Source organism: Tenacibaculum sp. ZH5_bin.1 (assembly GCF_042865525.1).
GTDB classification, from domain to species: domain Bacteria; phylum Bacteroidota; class Bacteroidia; order Flavobacteriales; family Flavobacteriaceae; genus Polaribacter; species Polaribacter mesophilus.
This window is the reverse complement of record NZ_JBEGIO010000001.1, coordinates 353955-372261: the sequence shown is the minus strand read 5'-3', so window position 1 is coordinate 372261 and position 18307 is coordinate 353955. Positions and strand designations below refer to the sequence as shown.

The following is an 18307-nucleotide window of genomic DNA, read 5'->3' as shown; positions in this document are numbered from 1 at the left end:
TAAAAATAAAGGGGGATGGTTTTTCTTTTTCACGTATAACTTTCCCTGTCTACGAATACACTACAAACCAACGCAAAATAAATGCAGTAAAAAATCCATATATAGCGAGATTTATAAAAAAATGGACGTTATTTATAAATTTCGAGCTATAATTTTGTTAGTTTGTATCTGTTTTTTAAGGGTTTAACTGTTTTATGAGCTTGTCTTAATAATAACTACATTTGCAAGGATAAAGACACTAAAAATTGGCTCAAAAGAATAAAATACCATATCAAATTTTTGATTCTTATTGTTTAAGAACTCCGTTATTTTCTCTTTCTGATTATAAAAGTTTAATAGAAAGAGAAGGGGTTTTAGAAACGGATTTTAGAAACTTGTTACAAAACAAAATTTTTAGAGAGGCTTTATTTTTAGCTTCTCCTGAATTGGTAGTGCAAATTCAAAAATGGGAAAATCAAGAAATTCTTGACAAGAAGAAAAAAGAAAGCTTAGAACTAACAATTTTAAAATATTTTACAAGAATAACTACTCGTTGTACTCCTTTTGGTTTATTTGCTTCTTGTTCTCAAGGAAGTTTTAGTGATAAAACATCAATTCAATTAGCAGCAATAGAGGACTATAAAAGAATAACTCGTTTTGATACCACTTTTTTAGCAGAGTTATCTTTAGAGTTGATAAAGAAAGATGAAATTAGAAAACAATTACTGTTTTTTCCGAATTCAAGCTTATATAGAGTAGGAGGACATTACAGATATGTTGAGTATGTAATACAAAACAAAAAAAGAGCGTATTCAATTGAAGGAATTAAGTTTTCTACCTATTTGAAAGATGTGCTTGAAGCTGCAAAAGAAGGAAACACAATTGCAGCGTTAGCAAAAGTGCTTGTTAGCGATGATATTGAATTAATAGAAGCAAAAGGGTTTATAGAAGAGTTAATTGAGCATCAGATTTTGGTGTCTGAACTTGAAGTTACTGTTACAGGAAGCGATTACTTTTCTAATTTAATAAAAAAAGTTTCTGAGATTTCTGAGAATGAAGAACTTAAAAACAAACTTATGGAATTATCAAATCATTTAAATAAGATAGATGATTCTTTTGGAAACTCAGCATCTAGATATAAAAAAATTGAGGAACTAAGCAAACAGGTTACCCCAAAAAAGGGTGTCAAGTATTTATTCCAAACGGATACTTTTTCAAAAACAACTCAAAATAAACTAAACAGAAAACATAAAAGCAATCTATACAAAGCGTTAAGGATTTTTAATAAAATGACATTGCGTTCTACAAGTGGAAGGTTAGAAGATTTTAAAAGAGCTTATACAAAACGTTACGAAAGTGAATGGTTGCCGTTAAGTTTAGTGTTAGATGTTGAAACAGGTATTGGTTATGGAAAAAAAGAAGAAAACAACACTCCTTTTTTAGATAAAATTGTAAACACTCCCAAAAAGAAAAGATATAAACATATAGTTTGGAGAGATGTAGATAGTATTTTACAAGAGAAGTTATTTGAGGCACTGGCTAAAAGAAAAACTACAATTAGATTAACGGATCAAGATTTTGAAAGTATAGAAGAAAGATGGGACGATTTGCCCGACACGTTTTCGTCAATTATAGAAGTGTTTAAGAGTTCAGGTGAAGAAAAACTGTTTATAAAAGGAACTGGAGGTAGCAGTGCTATAAATTTATTAGGCAGGTTTGGTCATGGTAGCGAAGGCTTGTCACAACACATAAATAATATAGCTGAAACCGAAAAAAATATTGAAAAGGATAAAGTCATAGCTGAAATAGTCCATTTGCCAGAGGCTAGAACAGGAAATATCTTACAGCGTCCTAATTTTAGAGACTATGAAATTCCTTATTTAGGAAAATCCAATGTAGCTAAAGAAAGAGAAATTCCACTAAGTGATATTTTAGTTACTGTTAAAAACGATGAGATTAAACTTTTTTCTAAAAAATTAAATAAAGAAGTAATTCCAAGATTAGGGAATGCTCATAATTATAGCAATAGTACATTGCCGATTTATCATTTTTTGTGCGAATTACAAACTCAAAATAAAAGAGCTAGTATAGGATTTAGTTGGAATGCAACTTTTTTGAACCTACCTTTTTTACCAAGAGTAGTATATAAAGATATTATTTTTTCTAAAACTAGATGGAACCTTGAAACCGATAAATTAGGAGAAATATTAAAAAGCAAAGACTTTTTTAAACAAATGGTCAATTGGAAAAAGGAACTGCAATTACCCAATTATGTTGAGTTAGTTGAAGGAGACAACAGACTACTTATTTATTTAGAAAATAAGACAGCGGTTCAAATGTTATACAATGCAGTTAAAAGAAAAAAGAACTTTGTGTTAGAAGAGTTCTTATTTGTTGATGATGAGCTTGTAAAGAGAGAAGGGACGTCTTTTTGCAATCAATTTGTAGTATCTTTTTATAACAATAAAACTAATTGATGAAAATGGAAGTTGTAATAAAAAGAAATTTTTTTCCAGGAGAAAAGTGGGTGTACTACAAAGTATATTGTGGAAAAGAAGTAGCGGAGAATGTGTTGTTACAATGTGTAAAACCTTTAGTAGGAATTCTTTTTGAAAAGAAACTTATAAATAAATGGTTTTTCATTCGTTACACCGATCCTGACAACCATTTACGAATTCGTTTTCATTTAAATGAAACAGAAAATATTGGGAGTGTTATTTTAGAATTCCAAAAACATATAGCGTCTTTTATTGAAACTAAACAAGTTTGGGATGTTCAAATAGGAACCTATAAAAGAGAATTGGAACGTTATGGGAAAAACACGATTGTCGATGCAGAAACTTTTTTTTACAGAGATAGTGAAACAGTTTTAAGTCTTATTGAACAAACGATTGATGATAAGGACAGGCTTATTTACACACTTAAATACCTAGAGCAAATTATAAACACTTTCAACTTTTCAAAACATGAAGAGTTGTTGTTTCTAGAACGATATAAAAATCAATTTCAAAGAGAATTTAATGCTGATAAGAATATGAAAAAGGAAATGAATGTGATGTACAGTGAGGTAAGTGAAGCTCTTTTAAACATAGAGCCAGTTGCATTGAGTACCTCACAAAAAGAAATCATAAATGTTTTTAGAACCAAAGCAACAGAGAAGAAACTATTGGTTTCTATAGAAGGTTTAGTAGGAAGCTTGATTCATATGTCTGTAAATAGAATATTTAAAAGTAAGCAACGAATGTATGAAATGGTAGTATATGATTTTTTGTATAAGAAATGTAAAAGAAATTAGTAGAGTAATGAAACCAACATGTTTAAAATCATTATTAAACATACAGCGGAATGATTATTTTAAACATCGAGGGGTATATGTGACCGTTGAAAAACAATAAAAATAAACACATGAAGAATAAAATAAAGACACATAAAAAACAGATTACACTATTCTTTTTCTTGTTTTTGTTCATAAGTTCTTTTGGACAAAGTAAAGTTGATACACTTTCAAGTAAAACCATGGAAGAGTTGTTTTTTTACTATGAAAAAAGTGAGAAAAAAGAAGATAAAATTAGTTATATAAAAGCTTTCTTAAAGGTAGCTAAAAGAGAAAATAATAGACAGAGGATTGCTGCGGGTTATTATATGTTATCTGGTCTGTATAATGATGAAAGAGTACTGAAGTATAGTGATAGTGTTATTAATTTAATGTCTAACAAAAGTATAAAACACTACCCATCTTGGTCTTATTTAACGAAAGCATATTATTATCAAGATAATTATCAGTATGACGATGCAATTGATAATTACTTATTGGCAATTAAATATGCAAAAGAACATAATAATGAACCATTAATAATAAGTACGAAGTATAGTATAGGAGGACTTAAAAGAAAACTGAAAATGTATGACGAAGCTGCCATTTTAGTTAAAGAGAATTTAGAATATGCCCAAAAAAACAACTTACAAAAGAGAAGTTTAATGTCAATTATTGAGTTAGCAAATCTCTATACAGAATCAAAACAGGTAGATTCAGTTCAATATTATATTAAAATAGGAAAAAAACTATCATTGAAATTAAAAGATACTTTAATGTATCATCACCTAAATATGATTCAAGGGATAGTTGAGTGTCATAAAAAGAATTATAGTTTAGCTTTAAACTTGCTTGAGAAAGAAGAGCCCTTTTTTATAGAAAAAAAACTAAATAATTACTTAACGTACATTTATTTTTACATAGGTAAATCTTTTGAGGGGATTAATGAAGAAAACAATAAAATAAAAGCATATAAAAAAGTAGATTCTTTATTTCAGTTAGAAAAACCGATTTTTCCATTTGTCAGAGAGGCTTATGAGAGCTTAATAAATAAATATAAACAGGAAAATGATTTAAAAAAACAACTCTTATATATTAACAAGTTGATTAAATATGATAGTATTATTAATTATAATGAAAGATATTTAAATAGAAAAATTTATAGAGAGTATGATATTCCAAAATTAAAGTCCGAAAAAGAAATTGTAATAAAACAAATGAAGAAAAATAAGATTTTCTTTCACACTGTTATTGTAGTGATTTCTTTAGTAGTGGTTTTATTATTGGTTCTTTTTATTTATCAATATCACAAGAAGAGAGTTTACAAACAACGATTTGAAGAAATAATTAATTCTAAGAAAATTGTTAAAGACGTAAAAACTAAAAAAGAAAATATTAATATACCTAAACAAATTAGAGAGACTATTTTAGAAGAACTGAACGAGTTTGAAATAGAACAAAAATTTATTACTAATAACATTACGCTAAGCTCACTAGCGAAAGATTTAAACACTAATACTCAATACCTTTCTAAGGTAGTTAATTATTATAAAGATAAATCTTTTTCTACATATTTGAGTGATTTAAGAATTTCCTATATAGTGGAGAGGTTAAAAAAAGATGGTGTTTTAAGAAAGTATACAGTAAAAGCTATAGCTAAAGAGGCAGGTTTTAATAATGCAGAATCATTTTCAAAAGCATTTTATAATTTAAATGGTATAAAACCATCTTACTTTTTAAAAGAGCTTGAAAAAAAGGGAGGTTAATTAGTCTGTTTTTATAAATATTGGTTAATTTAAATGTTTTTTTGCTAGTTAAAAGAAGATAACTACTTTCATTTGCATTTAGTTTAAGTAATTAAAAATAAATAAGACTAAATGAAAAAAGCAAAATTAACATTGGAGAAATTTAGAGTGTCAAAATTAACTAATATGTCAGTAATCAAAGGAGGGGACTCTAGAGACGGAACAGATGGAACTATTATTGTAAATGGTGGAGATAGGTGTAAAAAAACTTCTAGGGAAATTCTTCAATAAGTATAAAACAAGAATTTTTGTAAAGAAAGAAAAAGAGACTTTTAAATCTCTTTTTCTTATTTTTGGATGCCGTTTAATTAATTAATATCACATAATGATAAAAAACAGTTATAAGCTTATATTTATATTTGTTGTATGTATTTACTCTTGTCAGAAAAAACATAGTTTGATAAAGTTAGAGAAACACATAGAGAAAAAAGAAAAAGTTCAAACAGTAAAAGAATTTGAAAATTGGCATTTTAAAGATATAGAATTAGATACTTTATCTGGCTTAAGTTTAAATAGAGCGTATGATAGCCTGTTGATAAATAAAAAAGGAAAAGAAGTTGTTATAGCCGTAATTGATATGGCTGTAGAGATAAATCATGACGGGATAAAAGAGGCTTTATGGTACAATAAACAGGAAACGGCTAATGGTATTGATGATGATGAAAATGGATATGTAGATGATATTAATGGATGGAATTTTTTGTCTAATAACCAGGGGGATAGTAATGAATTTGTAAATTATGAATACACACGTCTAATAAGGAAGTTTGAATCATCTTTTGAAGATAAGGATATTGTTAGGCTGTCCACAAACGATTCTTTGAATTACATTATATACCAAAAAGCTAAAGAAAAGTATAAAGCAAGGGAAGAATATGCAAAAAAGGAAGTAATGTATATAAACAATGTTGCACAATGGAAAGAAGAGGCTGAAGAGATTATATTCGAGTACTTGAAAAAGAATAATTATAATTTAAAAGAATTAGATAGTTTAAAATTAATTTATCCAAAAGAAGAAAAATTGCAGGAAGCAATACTTAAGAAGTCAAACTTTATTAAGATAAATTACACAAATGAATATATTGAGGACTATAAATTGAAGACAGAGGAAAGGTTAAAGAAACTATTAAATTTAAACTATAACGATAGAAGTATTCAGGGAGATAACCAAGAGGACTTGAAAGATATTAAATATGGGAGTCCTTTGTTTAGCAATGTAAATACGAAGCTACTTGATCATGGAACTAAAATGGCTGGGGTTATTGTTAATGTGGGGCAAAAAGAAGAAATTAAAATAATGCCTTTAGCTATTTCTGCTTATGGTGATGAGCATGATAAAGATATAGCTCTAGCTATTCGGTATGCTGTTGATAACGGAGCTAATGTAATTAATATGAGTTTTGCAAAAGAGTTTTCGTTGCATCCAGAATGGGTATTAGAAGCTATTAAATATGCAGAACAAAAGAATGTATTGATAGTGAGTGGAGCAGCGAATGATGGAGAAAATATAGATGGTAAAGAGAATGCTTGGTTTCCTAATGATCATGGGTATTTTGACCACAATGAAGTTTCTGATAATTTTTTAAAAATAGGATCGTCAGGAATATATTTGGATGAAAAACTAAAATCTTCATTTAGTAATTATGGAAAAGGAGAAGTTGATCTTTTTGCTCCTGGTGAGTATATATATACTACTACTCCAAATAATGAGTTTGATTTTATACAAGGAACCTCAGCTTCAACTGCAATCACATCAGGTGTAGCAGCATTAATATATTCGTACTATCCTAACTTAACAGCCTCTCAGATAAAACATATTTTAATGGACTCTGGTTTGGAGTATACTTTTGAAGTGAGTACACCAACAAAAGAAGATAAAAATAAAACAACACCTTTTAATCATTTATCAAAATCAGGGAAAATTTTAAATGCATACAATGCTTTAATTATGGCAGATAGCATTTCTAGAAACTAGGCACTTTTTGTTTTCCTTAACAAATTAATTCGCTAAAATTCTGCATCTTTGTAGTTATGCGAATTTATCCGATAGAAACAGGAAACTTTAAATTAGATGGGGGTGCCATGTTTGGCGTAGTTCCGAAAACAATTTGGCAAAAGACAAATCCTGCCGATGAAAACAACATGATTTCAATGGGCATGCGTTGTATGTTGATTGAAGATGGTGATCGTTTAACGCTAATTGATACAGGAATTGGTAATAAGCAGTCCGATAAGTTTTTTGGATATTATTATTTATATGGAGACTTTTCATTAGATACTTCTTTAGCAAAACATGGTTTCCATAGAGATGATATTACCGACGTGTTTTTAACACATTTACATTTCGATCATTGTGGAGGAGCAATTCAATGGAACAAAGATAGAACGGGGTATGAACCAGCTTTTAAAAACGCACGTTTTTGGAGTAACCAACGTCATTGGGATTGGGCAGTACACCCAAATGCGAGAGAAAAAGCATCTTTTTTAAAAGAAAACATCTTACCAATTGAAGAAAGCGGACAACTAAACTTTTTACATCTAAACGCAAAAGATTATGTTGGGTTTGATGTGTTGTTCAAAGATGGACATACCGAAAAACAAATGCTACCGAAAATAGAATATCAAGGAAAAACATTGGTGTTTATGGCAGATTTACTACCAACAGCAGGTCATATTCCTTTGCCTTATGTTATGGGGTACGATACAAGGCCACTACTTACCTTAAAAGAAAAAGAAGCTTTTTTAAACGAAGCAGCAGATAAAGAATTTTACCTGTTTTTAGAACATGATGCTTACAACGAAGTAATAACCGTAAAGCATACAGAAAAAGGAGTTCGTTTAAAGGAAACATTTAAGTTTACAGATATTTTTAATTAAGATAGAGATTATGAGAGTTTTAAAGCCCGTATTTTACTCGGCAATTGCAGTGGCTACCTTGGCTAGTTGTAAAACAGTAAGCAAAATCCCTGTGCCAGCAGGAAGTAATACCGTAGTGAACATTCCAGCGAAAAAAGCTGAATTAACAGACTATGAGCAAGAAAATTGGCAGCATTTAGACTTGGCTACAGATACTATTCCAGGAATGAGTGTAAATAAAGCCTATGAGTTTTTAAAAGGGAAAAAGAATGTAGAAGTTGTAGTTGGTGTCGTTGATTCTGGAACTGATTTAAAACATGAGGATTTAGTTGATGTAGCTTGGGTAAATACCAAGGAAATACCTGGAGATGGAATTGATAATGATAAAAATGGATATGTTGATGATATTAATGGATGGAACTTTTTAGGAGATTCTTACAAAGAGCACTTAGAATACGAGCGTATTCTAATGAGACCAGAAGTTGCAGATGCTGAAACCCTAGCAGAAGTAAAAGCTTATCAAGCAGAAAAAATTAAGGAGGCAAAAGCTAATGAGCAACGTTATAGTCAGATCTTAGCAGCGGTTAGTAAGTCAGATGAAGAGTTAACGAAATATTTTGATAAATCAGATTACACTATTGAAGAAATTGAAGCAATTAATACATCTGACTCTAATTTACTCTTAGCTATAGAAACAGCTAAAAGAATGAATGGTTTTGGACTGTCTTTATCTAAGGCTAAAAAAGAAATAACAAGTTTATTAGAGAAAGCCAAGAAAACAATTAAAGGAGATAACCTAAAAATAAATTACCGTACAGTAGTTGGAGATGATGCGTATGATATTAATGATAAACCAGGATACGGAAATGGTAATACAGGACATTCTGAAAAAGATGAAGCGCATGGTTCTCACGTTTCAGGTATTATTGGAGCAACAAGAAACAACGATAAAGGAATGAACGGGGTTGCCAATGTAAAAATCATGGCTGTACGTTCAGTTTCTGAAGGAGATGAGTACGATAAGGATGTTGCCTTGGGTATTCGTTATGCAGTTGATAATGGAGCGAAAGTAATTAATACAAGTTTTGGAAAGGCTTTTTCACCAAACAAAGAGTGGGTTTACGATGCAATAAAATATGCAGAGTCTAAAGATGTATTAATCGTAAATGCAGCAGGAAATGACGGTAAAAATATAGACGTAGAGAAAACTTTCCCTAATGATGCACCAGATTTAGAGAATGAAATTGCAGACAATGTATTAACAATTGGAGCAATGAGTGCTAATTATGATAAAACATTACCAGCAAACTTCTCTAATTATGGTAAAAAGAACGTAGACGTATTTGCTCCAGGTGTGAAAATTTACTCTACTTTTCCAGATGATACTTATGAATCAATTAGTGGAACTTCAATGGCTTCTCCAGCAGCAGCAGGAGTTGCAGCATTAGTGCGTTCTTACTATCCTGAATTAACAGCAAGTCAAGTAAAGCACATTTTAATGAACTCTGGAACTAAAATAGGTTTAGAGGTTGTTAAGCCAGGAACTAGAGATGAAATGGTGCCTTTTTCAGAATTATCAGTTTCAGGACGTGTTGTAAATGCATACAATGCAGTTAGAATGGCTGATAGAATGGTAAACGGAAGAAAATAAAACCAGTATAAGCAAGCTAAAAAAGAGCATTATTTTTTGATGCTCTTTTTTTGTTATAGGAAAACACATGCAGCTAGAATTTAACAAAAAAACACAGGAATTAACAATTAAAGATGAAGTGCCAATGCATTCATGGTTAATTATCTCTTTAATGTTAATTAATGGAATTAACATGGGAGTTCAGTTGTATTTAATGAGTTATAAAAACAATGAAACTCTTTTTGTTTTTATGTTTTTACTTGCAGTAGTTTCTGTAGTAGTAATATTTTATTACGTGGTAAAAAGATCATGGAAATCTAAATACTTACTTAATGAAATTGAAGGAATAGAAACAAGAAAAACCTATGGAAGAGAGCGGGTTTTTCTAAAATTACGCAATGGAAAAAGACGTAGTTTTCCAGTATTAAAAAATGAAAAAGAACTAAGTGATTTTAAGAAAACACTAACCTCAATGGGGATTAAATCAGTTTAAACATGAAGAAAATAATTTTAAGCCTTTTATTGTTACCGGTTATTTCTTGTGCTACCGTAAATAGTACAAAAAACAAAACTGTAGCAAAGACAAAAGTACACAAGCAATCTAACCAAGGGTATTGGCAGCAACATGTTGATTATACTATGGATATTGATATGGATGTTAAAACATATCAATACAAAGGAACACAGAAATTGGTGTACACAAACAATTCACCAGATGCGTTAAATAAAGTATTCTATCACTTGTATTTTAATGCATTTCAACCAAACTCACAAATGGATGCTCGTTCAAGAAATATTCAAGATCCAGATAGAAGAGTAGGAGATCGTATTAGTAAATTATCACCTTCAGAAATAGGATACATTAAAGTAAATTCTTTAAAACAAAATGGTTCGGTAGTAAAACACGAAACTGTTGGAACCATTTTAGAAGTTACATTAAATAAACCAATTCAACCAGGAGAAAGTGTAACGTTCGATATGATTTTTGATGCGCAAGTACCAAAACAAATCCGTCGTTCGGGTCGTAACAGTGCTGAAGGAGTTGCCTTATCTATGACACAATGGTATCCTAAAATGGCTGAATATGATTTTGAAGGTTGGCATACACCACCATACTTAGGAAGAGAATTCCATGGAGTTTGGGGTAATTTTGATGTAACACTTCATATTGATAAAAATTATGTAGTTGGAGGAACAGGATATGTACAAAACCCACAAGAAGTAGGTCATGGTTACGAAGACAAAACAAAACCGTTAAACCTTCCGTCAGGAGATAAATTAACATGGAAATTCACTGCGCCAAACGTACACGATTTTACTTGGGGAGCAGATCCAGAGTTTATTCACGATACTTATAAGATGGATAATGGAATCGATTTACATTTCCTTTACAAAAAAACATTAGACGCTGAATATCTAGAGAACTGGAAAAAATTACAACCTAAAACTGCTGAATTAATGAAATATTTTAGTGAGCACATAGGTCAGTATCCATACAAGCAATATTCAGTTATTCAAGGAGGAGATGGAGGTATGGAATATGCAATGTGTACATTAATTACAGGACAACGTAAATGGGGAAGCTTATTTGGAGTAACAGCACACGAATTAGCACATACTTGGTTCCAATTCTTGTTAGCAACTAACGAAAGTAAACACCCTTGGATGGATGAAGGATTCACTACTTATATTTCAAACAAAGCAGAAAATGAAATTTTAGGAGAAGGAAAAGAAAATCCACATGCAGGATCTTACCGAGGGTATAATTACGTGGTAAAAAATAATATTGAAGAACCTTTAACAACACATGCTGATAGGTATCATACAAATACAGCGTATGGAGTTGCGAGTTATTCAAAAGGAAACATTTTCTTATCTCAATTAGAATATATTATTGGAAAAGAAAATGTAGCAAAAACACTAAAGAAATATTTTGAAGACTTTTCTTTTAAGCATCCAACACCAAATGACATTAAACGTACAGCTGAAAAAGTTTCAGGACTTCAGTTAGACTGGTATTTAAATGAATGGACGCAAACAACACATACTATCGATTACGGAATAAAATCAGTAAACGGAAAAGAAATTACCTTAGAACGTATTGGTCAAATGCCAATGCCTATTGATGTTGAGGTAACGTATACAGACGGTTCAAAAGAATCATTTAATATTCCGTTACGTATGATGCGTGGAGAGAAACCAACCAATGCTACAGTTATTACCGATTGGACTTTTGCACATCCAACGTACACTTTTACAACAAAAAAAGAAGTGAAATTAGTTGAAATTGATCCATCAAAACTAATGGCAGACGTAAATCAAGAAAACAATTCGTTCGGAAAGTAAGTTCAAACCAAATAAAATTATTAAAACGGAAAATCTATACAGGTTTTCCGTTTTTTTATTAAAAAAAATAATCCATAATTTTCTTTGTGTAATTATCTCATAGATTCTATGTAATTTTGTTGCTTAAACCTTTTAGGAAGCTCTTAATTGATTCTATTTTAAGAGAGAACAATAGAAGGTAACAAAAATAGAACACGTACATAATTTATAAAGATGTCAGAAGAAAAGAAATCATTGAATTTTTTAGAGCAAATTGTTGAAGAAGATTTGGCAAATGGAATGCCAAAAGAAAATTTGCGTTTTCGTTTTCCGCCAGAACCAAACGGATACTTACATATAGGACATACAAAAGCTATTGGTATTAGTTTTGGTTTAGGAGAAAAATACAATGCTCCAGTAAACCTTCGTTTTGATGATACAAACCCAGCAAAAGAAGAGCAAGAATATGTAGACGCTATTAAGCGAGATGTAGCTTGGTTAGGGTATCAGTGGGAAAAAGAATGCTATTCTTCTGATTATTTCCAACAATTATATGATTGGGCAGTTCAATTAATTAAAGACGGAAAAGCATATGTAGACAACCAATCTTCTGAAGCAATGGCTGAGCAAAAAGGAACGCCAACGCAACCAGGAGTAGCAGGTCCGAATAGAGATAAAAGTGTTGAAGAAAATTTAGATTTATTCACACGTATGAAAAACGGTGAATTTGAAGAAGGTTCTCATGTGTTACGTGCTAAAATAGATATGGCTTCACCAAATATGTTAATGCGTGATCCTATTATGTACCGCATTTTAAAGAAAGAGCATCACCGTACAGGAAGTGACTGGGTAATTTATCCAATGTACGACTGGACACACGGAGAAAGTGATTATATAGAGCAAATCTCTCATTCACTATGTTCACTAGAGTTTAAACCTCACCGTGAACTATACAATTGGTTTAGAGATAATGTGTATGAATATAGTCAATCAGAATACCCATTACCACCAAAACAAAGAGAATTCTCACGTTTAAACTTAAGTTATACCGTAATGAGTAAACGTAAGTTGATGAAGTTGGTTGAAGAAGGAATCGTTTCAGGATGGGATGATCCACGTATGCCAACTATTTCAGGATTACGTCGTCGTGGTTATACACCTGCTTCTATACGTAGCTTTATTGAAACGGTAGGAGTTTCTAAACGTGAAAACGTGATTGATGTAGCATTGCTAGAGTTTAAAATTAGAGAAGATTTAAACAAAACAGCAAATCGTGTAATGGCTGTTTTAGATCCGGTAAAAGTGGTAATAGATAATTATCCAGAAGATCAAGATGAGATTTTAATTGCTGAAAACAATCCAGAAGATGAAAACTCAGGAACAAGAGAAGTTCCATTTTCAAGAGAGATTTATATAGAGCGTGAAGATTTTAGAGAAGAAGCAAACAAAAAATTCTTCCGCTTAAAATTAGGAAAAGAAGTGCGTTTAAAGAATGCGTATTTCATCACGGCTAATAGTGTAGAAAAAGATGAAAATGGAAACATTACGGTAATTCACTGTACATATGATCCATTAACAAAATCAGGAAGTGGAACAGAAGAAAGTAAGCGTAAGGTCAAAGGAACTTTACACTGGGTTTCTATAAAACATGCAGTAAAAGCTGAGGTAAGAGCGTATGATAGGTTGTTTTCAGATGAAGCACCAGACAGCCATAAAGACAAAGATTTTATGGAATTTTTAAATCCGAATTCGTTAGAAAAAATTACGGCTTACGTTGAACCAAGCTTACAAACAGCAAAGATTGGAGATCGTTTTCAGTTTCAACGTTTAGGATATTTTAATGTAGATGATGATTCAACAGCAGAAAATTTAGTATTCAATAAAACGGTTGGACTAAGAGATAATTGGGCAAAGAAGAACAAATAGCCCCTAAAGACATAAAAAAAATAAAAAATGCTGCTTTTTAACTTAAAAGCAGCATTTTTTTTAACAAAAAAATCAATTTCCACTTTTCATTAGAATATGTATCTTTACAGATTAAGGATAGTTGTTATAAAGTAAATTTTATACAGCTGAAAATCAAATAATAAAAATATTTTTTGATACTGTAAATACCACAGGTTTAAAAAATATTTCAAAAAAATATATTATCGTATGAGTTGTAGCAGTTGCTCAACTAACAAAAGCGGTGTGCCAAATGGCTGTAAGAGTAACGGAAATTGTGCTACAGGTACATGTGGAAGTGGAAATAAGCTCGCTGTTTTTGATTGGTTATCAAATATGACTTTACCTTCAGGTGAAGCACCATTTAATATTTTTGAAGTCCGTTTTAAAAATGGACGAAAACACTTTTATAAAAATCCTGAAAACTTAACCCTTTCCATGGGAGATGTGGTTGCAGTTGAAGGATCTTCAGGGCACGATGTTGGTATTGTTTCTTTAGCAGGAGAGCTAGTAAGAGTTCAAATGAAAAAAAGAAAAATTACTGCAGATAGTGATGATGTAAAGAAAATTTACAGAAAGGCATCTCAAAAAGATATTGATGTTTGGCAAGAAGCCAGAGGAAGAGAGTTAGAAACACAACGAAAAGGAAGAGAAATTATTAGCCGTTTAGGGTTAAAAATGAAACTTTCTGATGTTGAATATCAAGGAGACGGAACCAAAGCTACTTTTTATTACACAGCAGACGAACGTGTAGACTTTCGTCAGTTAATTCGCGACTTAGCTAGTGCTTTTTCTATACGAGTAGAAATGCGTCAGGTAGGAATGCGCCAAGAAGCAGCTCGTTTAGGAGGAATTGGTTCTTGCGGTAGAGAATTATGTTGCTCTACTTGGTTAACCGACTTTAGAAAAGTAAATACAGCAGCAGCCCGTTATCAGCAACTATCATTAAATCCATTAAAGTTAGCAGGACAGTGTGGTAAACTAAAGTGTTGTTTAAACTACGAATTAGATACGTATTTAGATGCATTACAAAGCTTTCCGAAGCAAGATAAAGTGCTAAAAACAGAAAAAGGAGATGCTGTTTTCGTTAAAATGGACATATTCAAAAAATTACTTTGGTATACCTACAAAGAGGAAAGTTTTAAATGGTATAAACTATCGTTAGATCAAGTTCAAGAGATTATAGAATTAAACAAAAATAATGAACTTGCGTTACCGTTAGAAGAATATGAATTGGAGATAGCTGAAGAGGTTTCTGTCGATTTTGAGAATGTTGTAGGTCAAGATAGTTTAACGCGTTTTGATGCACCTAAAAAAAGTCGTAAAAACAGTAGGCGTAGAAAAAGAAAACCAGCAAATAAAGCGGAAGTAGATAAACAGCCACAAACAAATAAAAGGCAAAAGAAAAAACCACAAGGAAAAACGGAAAAAACTGAAGGAGGCCAAAAAACAGAAAAAAAGAGAGTTGATAATAGGAAACCAAGACCTAAAAACAATCCAAAAACTAGAAAGCCAAAACCAGAAAGTAAAACAACTGATAAACCACAAGGACAACAAAAAAAACCGAGAAATCCCAGAAGAAAAAACAACAATCAACGAAAAAGAAATAATAGCGATAATAAAAACAATACCAATAATGAGAAGTAAAATTGGCATCATTTTTTTAGTAGCCATACTATTAGCTTCATGCGACTCAAATAGTGAGTTTGACAATTATATTGCGCTTCCTAAAAGCTCATGGAATAAAAAAAATGCAATACAGTTTACATTTCCAATTAATGACTCTATTGGTAAGAAAAATCTTTTTATAAACCTTAGAAATAATAAAGATTATGCATACAGCAATCTTTTTTTAATTACGCAAATGAATTTTCCTGACGGACAAATAATCATAGATACATTGGAATATGATATGGCAGACGTTACAGGGAAATTTTTAGGACAAGGTTTTACAGACATTAAAGAGAATAAACTTTTTTATAAAGAAAACATAACGTTTCCCCGAAAAGGAGAATATACTTTTAAGGTTCGACAAGCCATGCGAAAAAATGGAAAGTTGGAAGGAATTGAAGAATTAGAAGGAATAACTCATGTAGGGTTTAGAATAGAAAAAATAAAGTAATGACAGAGAAAAAAACAACAAATTTTAGCAAGTACATTAAATGGTTTTGGGGTATCATTTTAGGAGGGTTCTTATTTGTTTGCCTACTATTTTTACTAGCTTCTTGGGGAGTGTTTGGTGCACTACCTACTTTTGAAGAGTTAGAAAACCCAGAGAATAATTTAGCTACAGAAATTATTTCAGCTGATGGTAAAACTTTAGGTAAGTACGCTGTTGAAAACAGAACACCTATAAAATATAAAGACATTCCACAAAATATGGTAAAAGCGTTAGTTGCAACAGAAGATGAGCGTTTTTATGAACATTCAGGAATTGATTTTAGAGGAACAGCAAGAGCCGTTTTAAAACCAGGAAGTGGAGGGGCGAGTACAATAACCCAACAACTAGCAAAAATGTTGTTTACAGGAAAAGCTTCTCGCAATATTTTCAAAAGAGTACTTCAAAAGGTGAAAGAATGGGTAGTAGCTGTTAAGCTAGAGCGTCAATACACTAAAGAAGAAATCATAACCATGTATTTGAATAAATATGATTTCTTAAATCAAGCAGTAGGTGTTCGTTCAGCAGCTCGAATTTATTTTGGAAAAGAACCCAAAGAGTTAGATATAGAAGAATCTGCAATGCTAGTAGGAATGCTTAAAAACTCTTCCCTTTTTAACCCTTTAAGGAGAAAAGAGATGGTAAAGCAACGAAGGAATGTTGTTTTAAAGCAAATGAATAGAAGTGAGTTTATTACTTTAAAACAAAAAGACTCATTACAAAAATTAGGTCTAGGACTTAATATAAACAGAGAAGGACATAGTGACGGTTTAGCAACATATTTTAGAGAGCATTTAAGAAGTATTTTAAAAGAATGGGTTAAAGAAAACCCAAAACCAAATGGAGAAGAGTATAATATTTATAGAGATGGATTAAAAATTTACACTACTATAGATTCTCGTATGCAAAAATATGCTGAAGAAGCGGTTTATGAACACATGGAAAACCTTCAATCATATTTTGATAAAGAACAAAAAAGAAATAAAAAAGCTCCTTTTTATGATATAGGGAAAAAGGACATAGAAAAAATAATAAGAAGAGCAAAGCAAAATTCAGACCGTTATAAGCGAATGAAAGCAGCAGGTAAGTCTGAAAAAGAAATAGATAAGGTGTTTAACACAGCTACTGATATGCGTATTTTTACGTGGAAAGGTGAACGTGATACAGTAATGACTCCTTATGACTCAATACGTCATTATAAACACTTCTTGCGTTCAGGTTTGGTGTCTATTGAACCTCAAACAGGTCACATTAAAGCATGGGTTGGAGGAATTAATCATAGATACTTTAAATATGATGCAGTTGAGCAACAAAAACGCCAAGTAGGTTCTACATTTAAACCTTTTGTATATGCTACTGCAATTAATCAATTAAAAATGTCACCTTGTGATAAATTACCAAACACACCATACACCATTCCGAAGGAAAAATATGGAATGCCAGAAGATTGGACACCAAAAAATGCAGGAGGTAAATATGGAGGTGAATTAACGTTAAAAGACGCCTTAGCAAAATCAGTAAATGTGATTACAGCACAATTAATTGATAAAGTCTCACCTATAAATGTAGTTCGACTAGCAGAGTCTTCAGGAATACAATCCAAATTAGAAGCAAATCCGTCTATTGCATTAGGAGCAATTGATTTATCTTTATTAGAAATGGTTAGTGCATATTCAACTTTTGCGAACAAAGGGTTACGTGTTAGTCCACTAATGGTTACTCGAATTGAAGATAAAAACGGAACAGTTTTAGAAGAGTTTGTTCCTGAGACAAAAGAAGTGTTAAGTGAAGAGTCAGCTTATGTGATTTTAGATTTAATGAAAGGAGTAACTCAAGTAGGTTCCGGAGCTCGTTTAAGATCAACATGGACATCAGGAGGAGATGCAGTAACAGGTTTCCCTTATAAATTTACGAATCCTATTGCAGGTAAAACAGGTACAACACAAAATCAATCAGATGGTTGGTTTATGGGAATGGTGCCAAACTTAGTAACTGGAGTATGGACAGGAGGAGAAGATAGAGCAACACACTTTGCAGGACTAAGATATGGTCAAGGGGCAACAATGTCACTACCAACATGGGGAATATTTATGAGAAAATGCTATGAAGATAAAACGCTAGAGGTTAGTAAAGGAAATTTTGAAAAACCTAAAGATATAAGTATTAATTTAGACTGTTCAAAAGTTGAAGAAGCTAAAGAAGGAGAAGAAGAAACAGTACCAGACGATACGGATTTTTAGTAAATTGTAAAGTATTTAAAATCTCACCTAGTAGGATAAAGCTTAAAACAACAACTA

The 18307-nt window shown here is 31.4% G+C and carries 13 protein-coding genes; all 13 read left to right on the top strand.

Annotated elements, in window-relative coordinates; all coding sequences use genetic code 11:
* Positions 1 to 245: 245 nt before the first annotated feature.
* On the top strand, positions 246 to 2456 hold the full coding sequence (locus ABHQ57_RS01695; RefSeq protein ID WP_167712555.1) for a lantibiotic dehydratase family protein: 2211 nt from the start codon (positions 246 to 248) through the stop codon (positions 2454 to 2456).
* Positions 2457 to 2461: 5 nt separating this feature from the next.
* Positions 2462 to 3274, top strand: a complete 813-nt coding sequence (locus ABHQ57_RS01690) for a thiopeptide-type bacteriocin biosynthesis protein (protein ID WP_167712554.1) — start codon at positions 2462 to 2464, stop codon at positions 3272 to 3274.
* Positions 3275 to 3384: 110 nt separating this feature from the next.
* Entirely contained in the window at positions 3385 to 5058 is a 1674-nt protein-coding gene (locus tag ABHQ57_RS01685) for an AraC family transcriptional regulator (protein WP_167712553.1), read from the top strand.
* A gap of 111 nt (positions 5059 to 5169) precedes the next feature.
* On the top strand, positions 5170 to 5328 hold the full coding sequence (locus ABHQ57_RS01680) for a hypothetical protein (RefSeq protein WP_389862043.1): 159 nt from the start codon (positions 5170 to 5172) through the stop codon (positions 5326 to 5328).
* 166 nt (positions 5329 to 5494) lie between these two features.
* Complete coding sequence (locus ABHQ57_RS01675) at positions 5495 to 7072, top strand: S8 family serine peptidase (protein WP_167712552.1); 1578 nt, start codon at positions 5495 to 5497, stop codon at positions 7070 to 7072.
* Positions 7073 to 7128: 56 nt separating this feature from the next.
* Positions 7129 to 7974, top strand: coding sequence for an MBL fold metallo-hydrolase (locus ABHQ57_RS01670; RefSeq protein WP_047788132.1), 846 nt, complete (start codon positions 7129 to 7131; stop codon positions 7972 to 7974).
* A 10-nt stretch (positions 7975 to 7984) separates the two neighbouring features.
* Positions 7985 to 9604 (top strand): S8 family serine peptidase, encoded by a 1620-nt coding sequence (locus ABHQ57_RS01665; protein WP_167712551.1) that lies wholly within the window; start codon positions 7985 to 7987, stop codon positions 9602 to 9604.
* A gap of 67 nt (positions 9605 to 9671) precedes the next feature.
* Positions 9672 to 10076 (top strand): hypothetical protein, encoded by a 405-nt coding sequence (locus ABHQ57_RS01660; protein ID WP_167712550.1) that lies wholly within the window; start codon positions 9672 to 9674, stop codon positions 10074 to 10076.
* 2 nt (positions 10077 to 10078) lie between these two features.
* On the top strand, positions 10079 to 11929 hold the full coding sequence (locus ABHQ57_RS01655) for a M1 family metallopeptidase (protein ID WP_167712549.1): 1851 nt from the start codon (positions 10079 to 10081) through the stop codon (positions 11927 to 11929).
* A gap of 213 nt (positions 11930 to 12142) precedes the next feature.
* The gene (locus ABHQ57_RS01650) at positions 12143 to 13834 is read left to right on the top strand and encodes a glutamine--tRNA ligase/YqeY domain fusion protein (RefSeq protein WP_167712548.1); all 1692 of its coding nucleotides are present in this window, start codon (positions 12143 to 12145) and stop codon (positions 13832 to 13834) included.
* A 228-nt stretch (positions 13835 to 14062) separates the two neighbouring features.
* Positions 14063 to 15499, top strand: coding sequence for a regulatory iron-sulfur-containing complex subunit RicT (gene ricT, locus ABHQ57_RS01645; RefSeq protein ID WP_159488807.1), 1437 nt, complete (start codon positions 14063 to 14065; stop codon positions 15497 to 15499).
* Positions 15489 to 15974 carry a gliding motility lipoprotein GldH gene (locus ABHQ57_RS01640; RefSeq protein ID WP_073182415.1) on the top strand — a complete coding sequence of 162 codons (486 nt, stop codon included), beginning with the start codon at positions 15489 to 15491 and terminating at the stop codon, positions 15972 to 15974. The genes ricT and ABHQ57_RS01640 overlap by 11 nt, the downstream gene beginning before the upstream one ends.
* Positions 15974 to 18250 (top strand): penicillin-binding protein 1A, encoded by a 2277-nt coding sequence (locus ABHQ57_RS01635; protein ID WP_167712547.1) that lies wholly within the window; start codon positions 15974 to 15976, stop codon positions 18248 to 18250. The genes ABHQ57_RS01640 and ABHQ57_RS01635 overlap by 1 nt, the downstream gene beginning before the upstream one ends.
* Positions 18251 to 18307: the final 57 nt, after the last annotated feature.

What these genes read in the sequence shown, in the direction of transcription:
- ABHQ57_RS01685 (WP_167712553.1), top strand. Translation starts at nt 3,385, where the DNA reads ATGAAGAATAAAATAAAGACACATAAAAAACAGATTACACTATTCTTT.
- ABHQ57_RS01660 (WP_167712550.1), top strand. Translation starts at nt 9,672, where the DNA reads ATGCAGCTAGAATTTAACAAAAAAACACAGGAATTAACAATTAAAGAT.
- ABHQ57_RS01635 (WP_167712547.1), top strand. Translation starts at nt 15,974, where the DNA reads ATGACAGAGAAAAAAACAACAAATTTTAGCAAGTACATTAAATGGTTT.
- ricT (WP_159488807.1), top strand. Translation starts at nt 14,063, where the DNA reads ATGAGTTGTAGCAGTTGCTCAACTAACAAAAGCGGTGTGCCAAATGGC.
- ABHQ57_RS01680 (WP_389862043.1), top strand. Translation starts at nt 5,170, where the DNA reads ATGAAAAAAGCAAAATTAACATTGGAGAAATTTAGAGTGTCAAAATTA.
- ABHQ57_RS01650 (WP_167712548.1), top strand. Translation starts at nt 12,143, where the DNA reads ATGTCAGAAGAAAAGAAATCATTGAATTTTTTAGAGCAAATTGTTGAA.
- ABHQ57_RS01640 (WP_073182415.1), top strand. Translation starts at nt 15,489, where the DNA reads ATGAGAAGTAAAATTGGCATCATTTTTTTAGTAGCCATACTATTAGCT.
- ABHQ57_RS01655 (WP_167712549.1), top strand. Translation starts at nt 10,079, where the DNA reads ATGAAGAAAATAATTTTAAGCCTTTTATTGTTACCGGTTATTTCTTGT.
- ABHQ57_RS01665 (WP_167712551.1), top strand. Translation starts at nt 7,985, where the DNA reads ATGAGAGTTTTAAAGCCCGTATTTTACTCGGCAATTGCAGTGGCTACC.
- ABHQ57_RS01690 (WP_167712554.1), top strand. Translation starts at nt 2,462, where the DNA reads ATGGAAGTTGTAATAAAAAGAAATTTTTTTCCAGGAGAAAAGTGGGTG.
- ABHQ57_RS01670 (WP_047788132.1), top strand. Translation starts at nt 7,129, where the DNA reads ATGCGAATTTATCCGATAGAAACAGGAAACTTTAAATTAGATGGGGGT.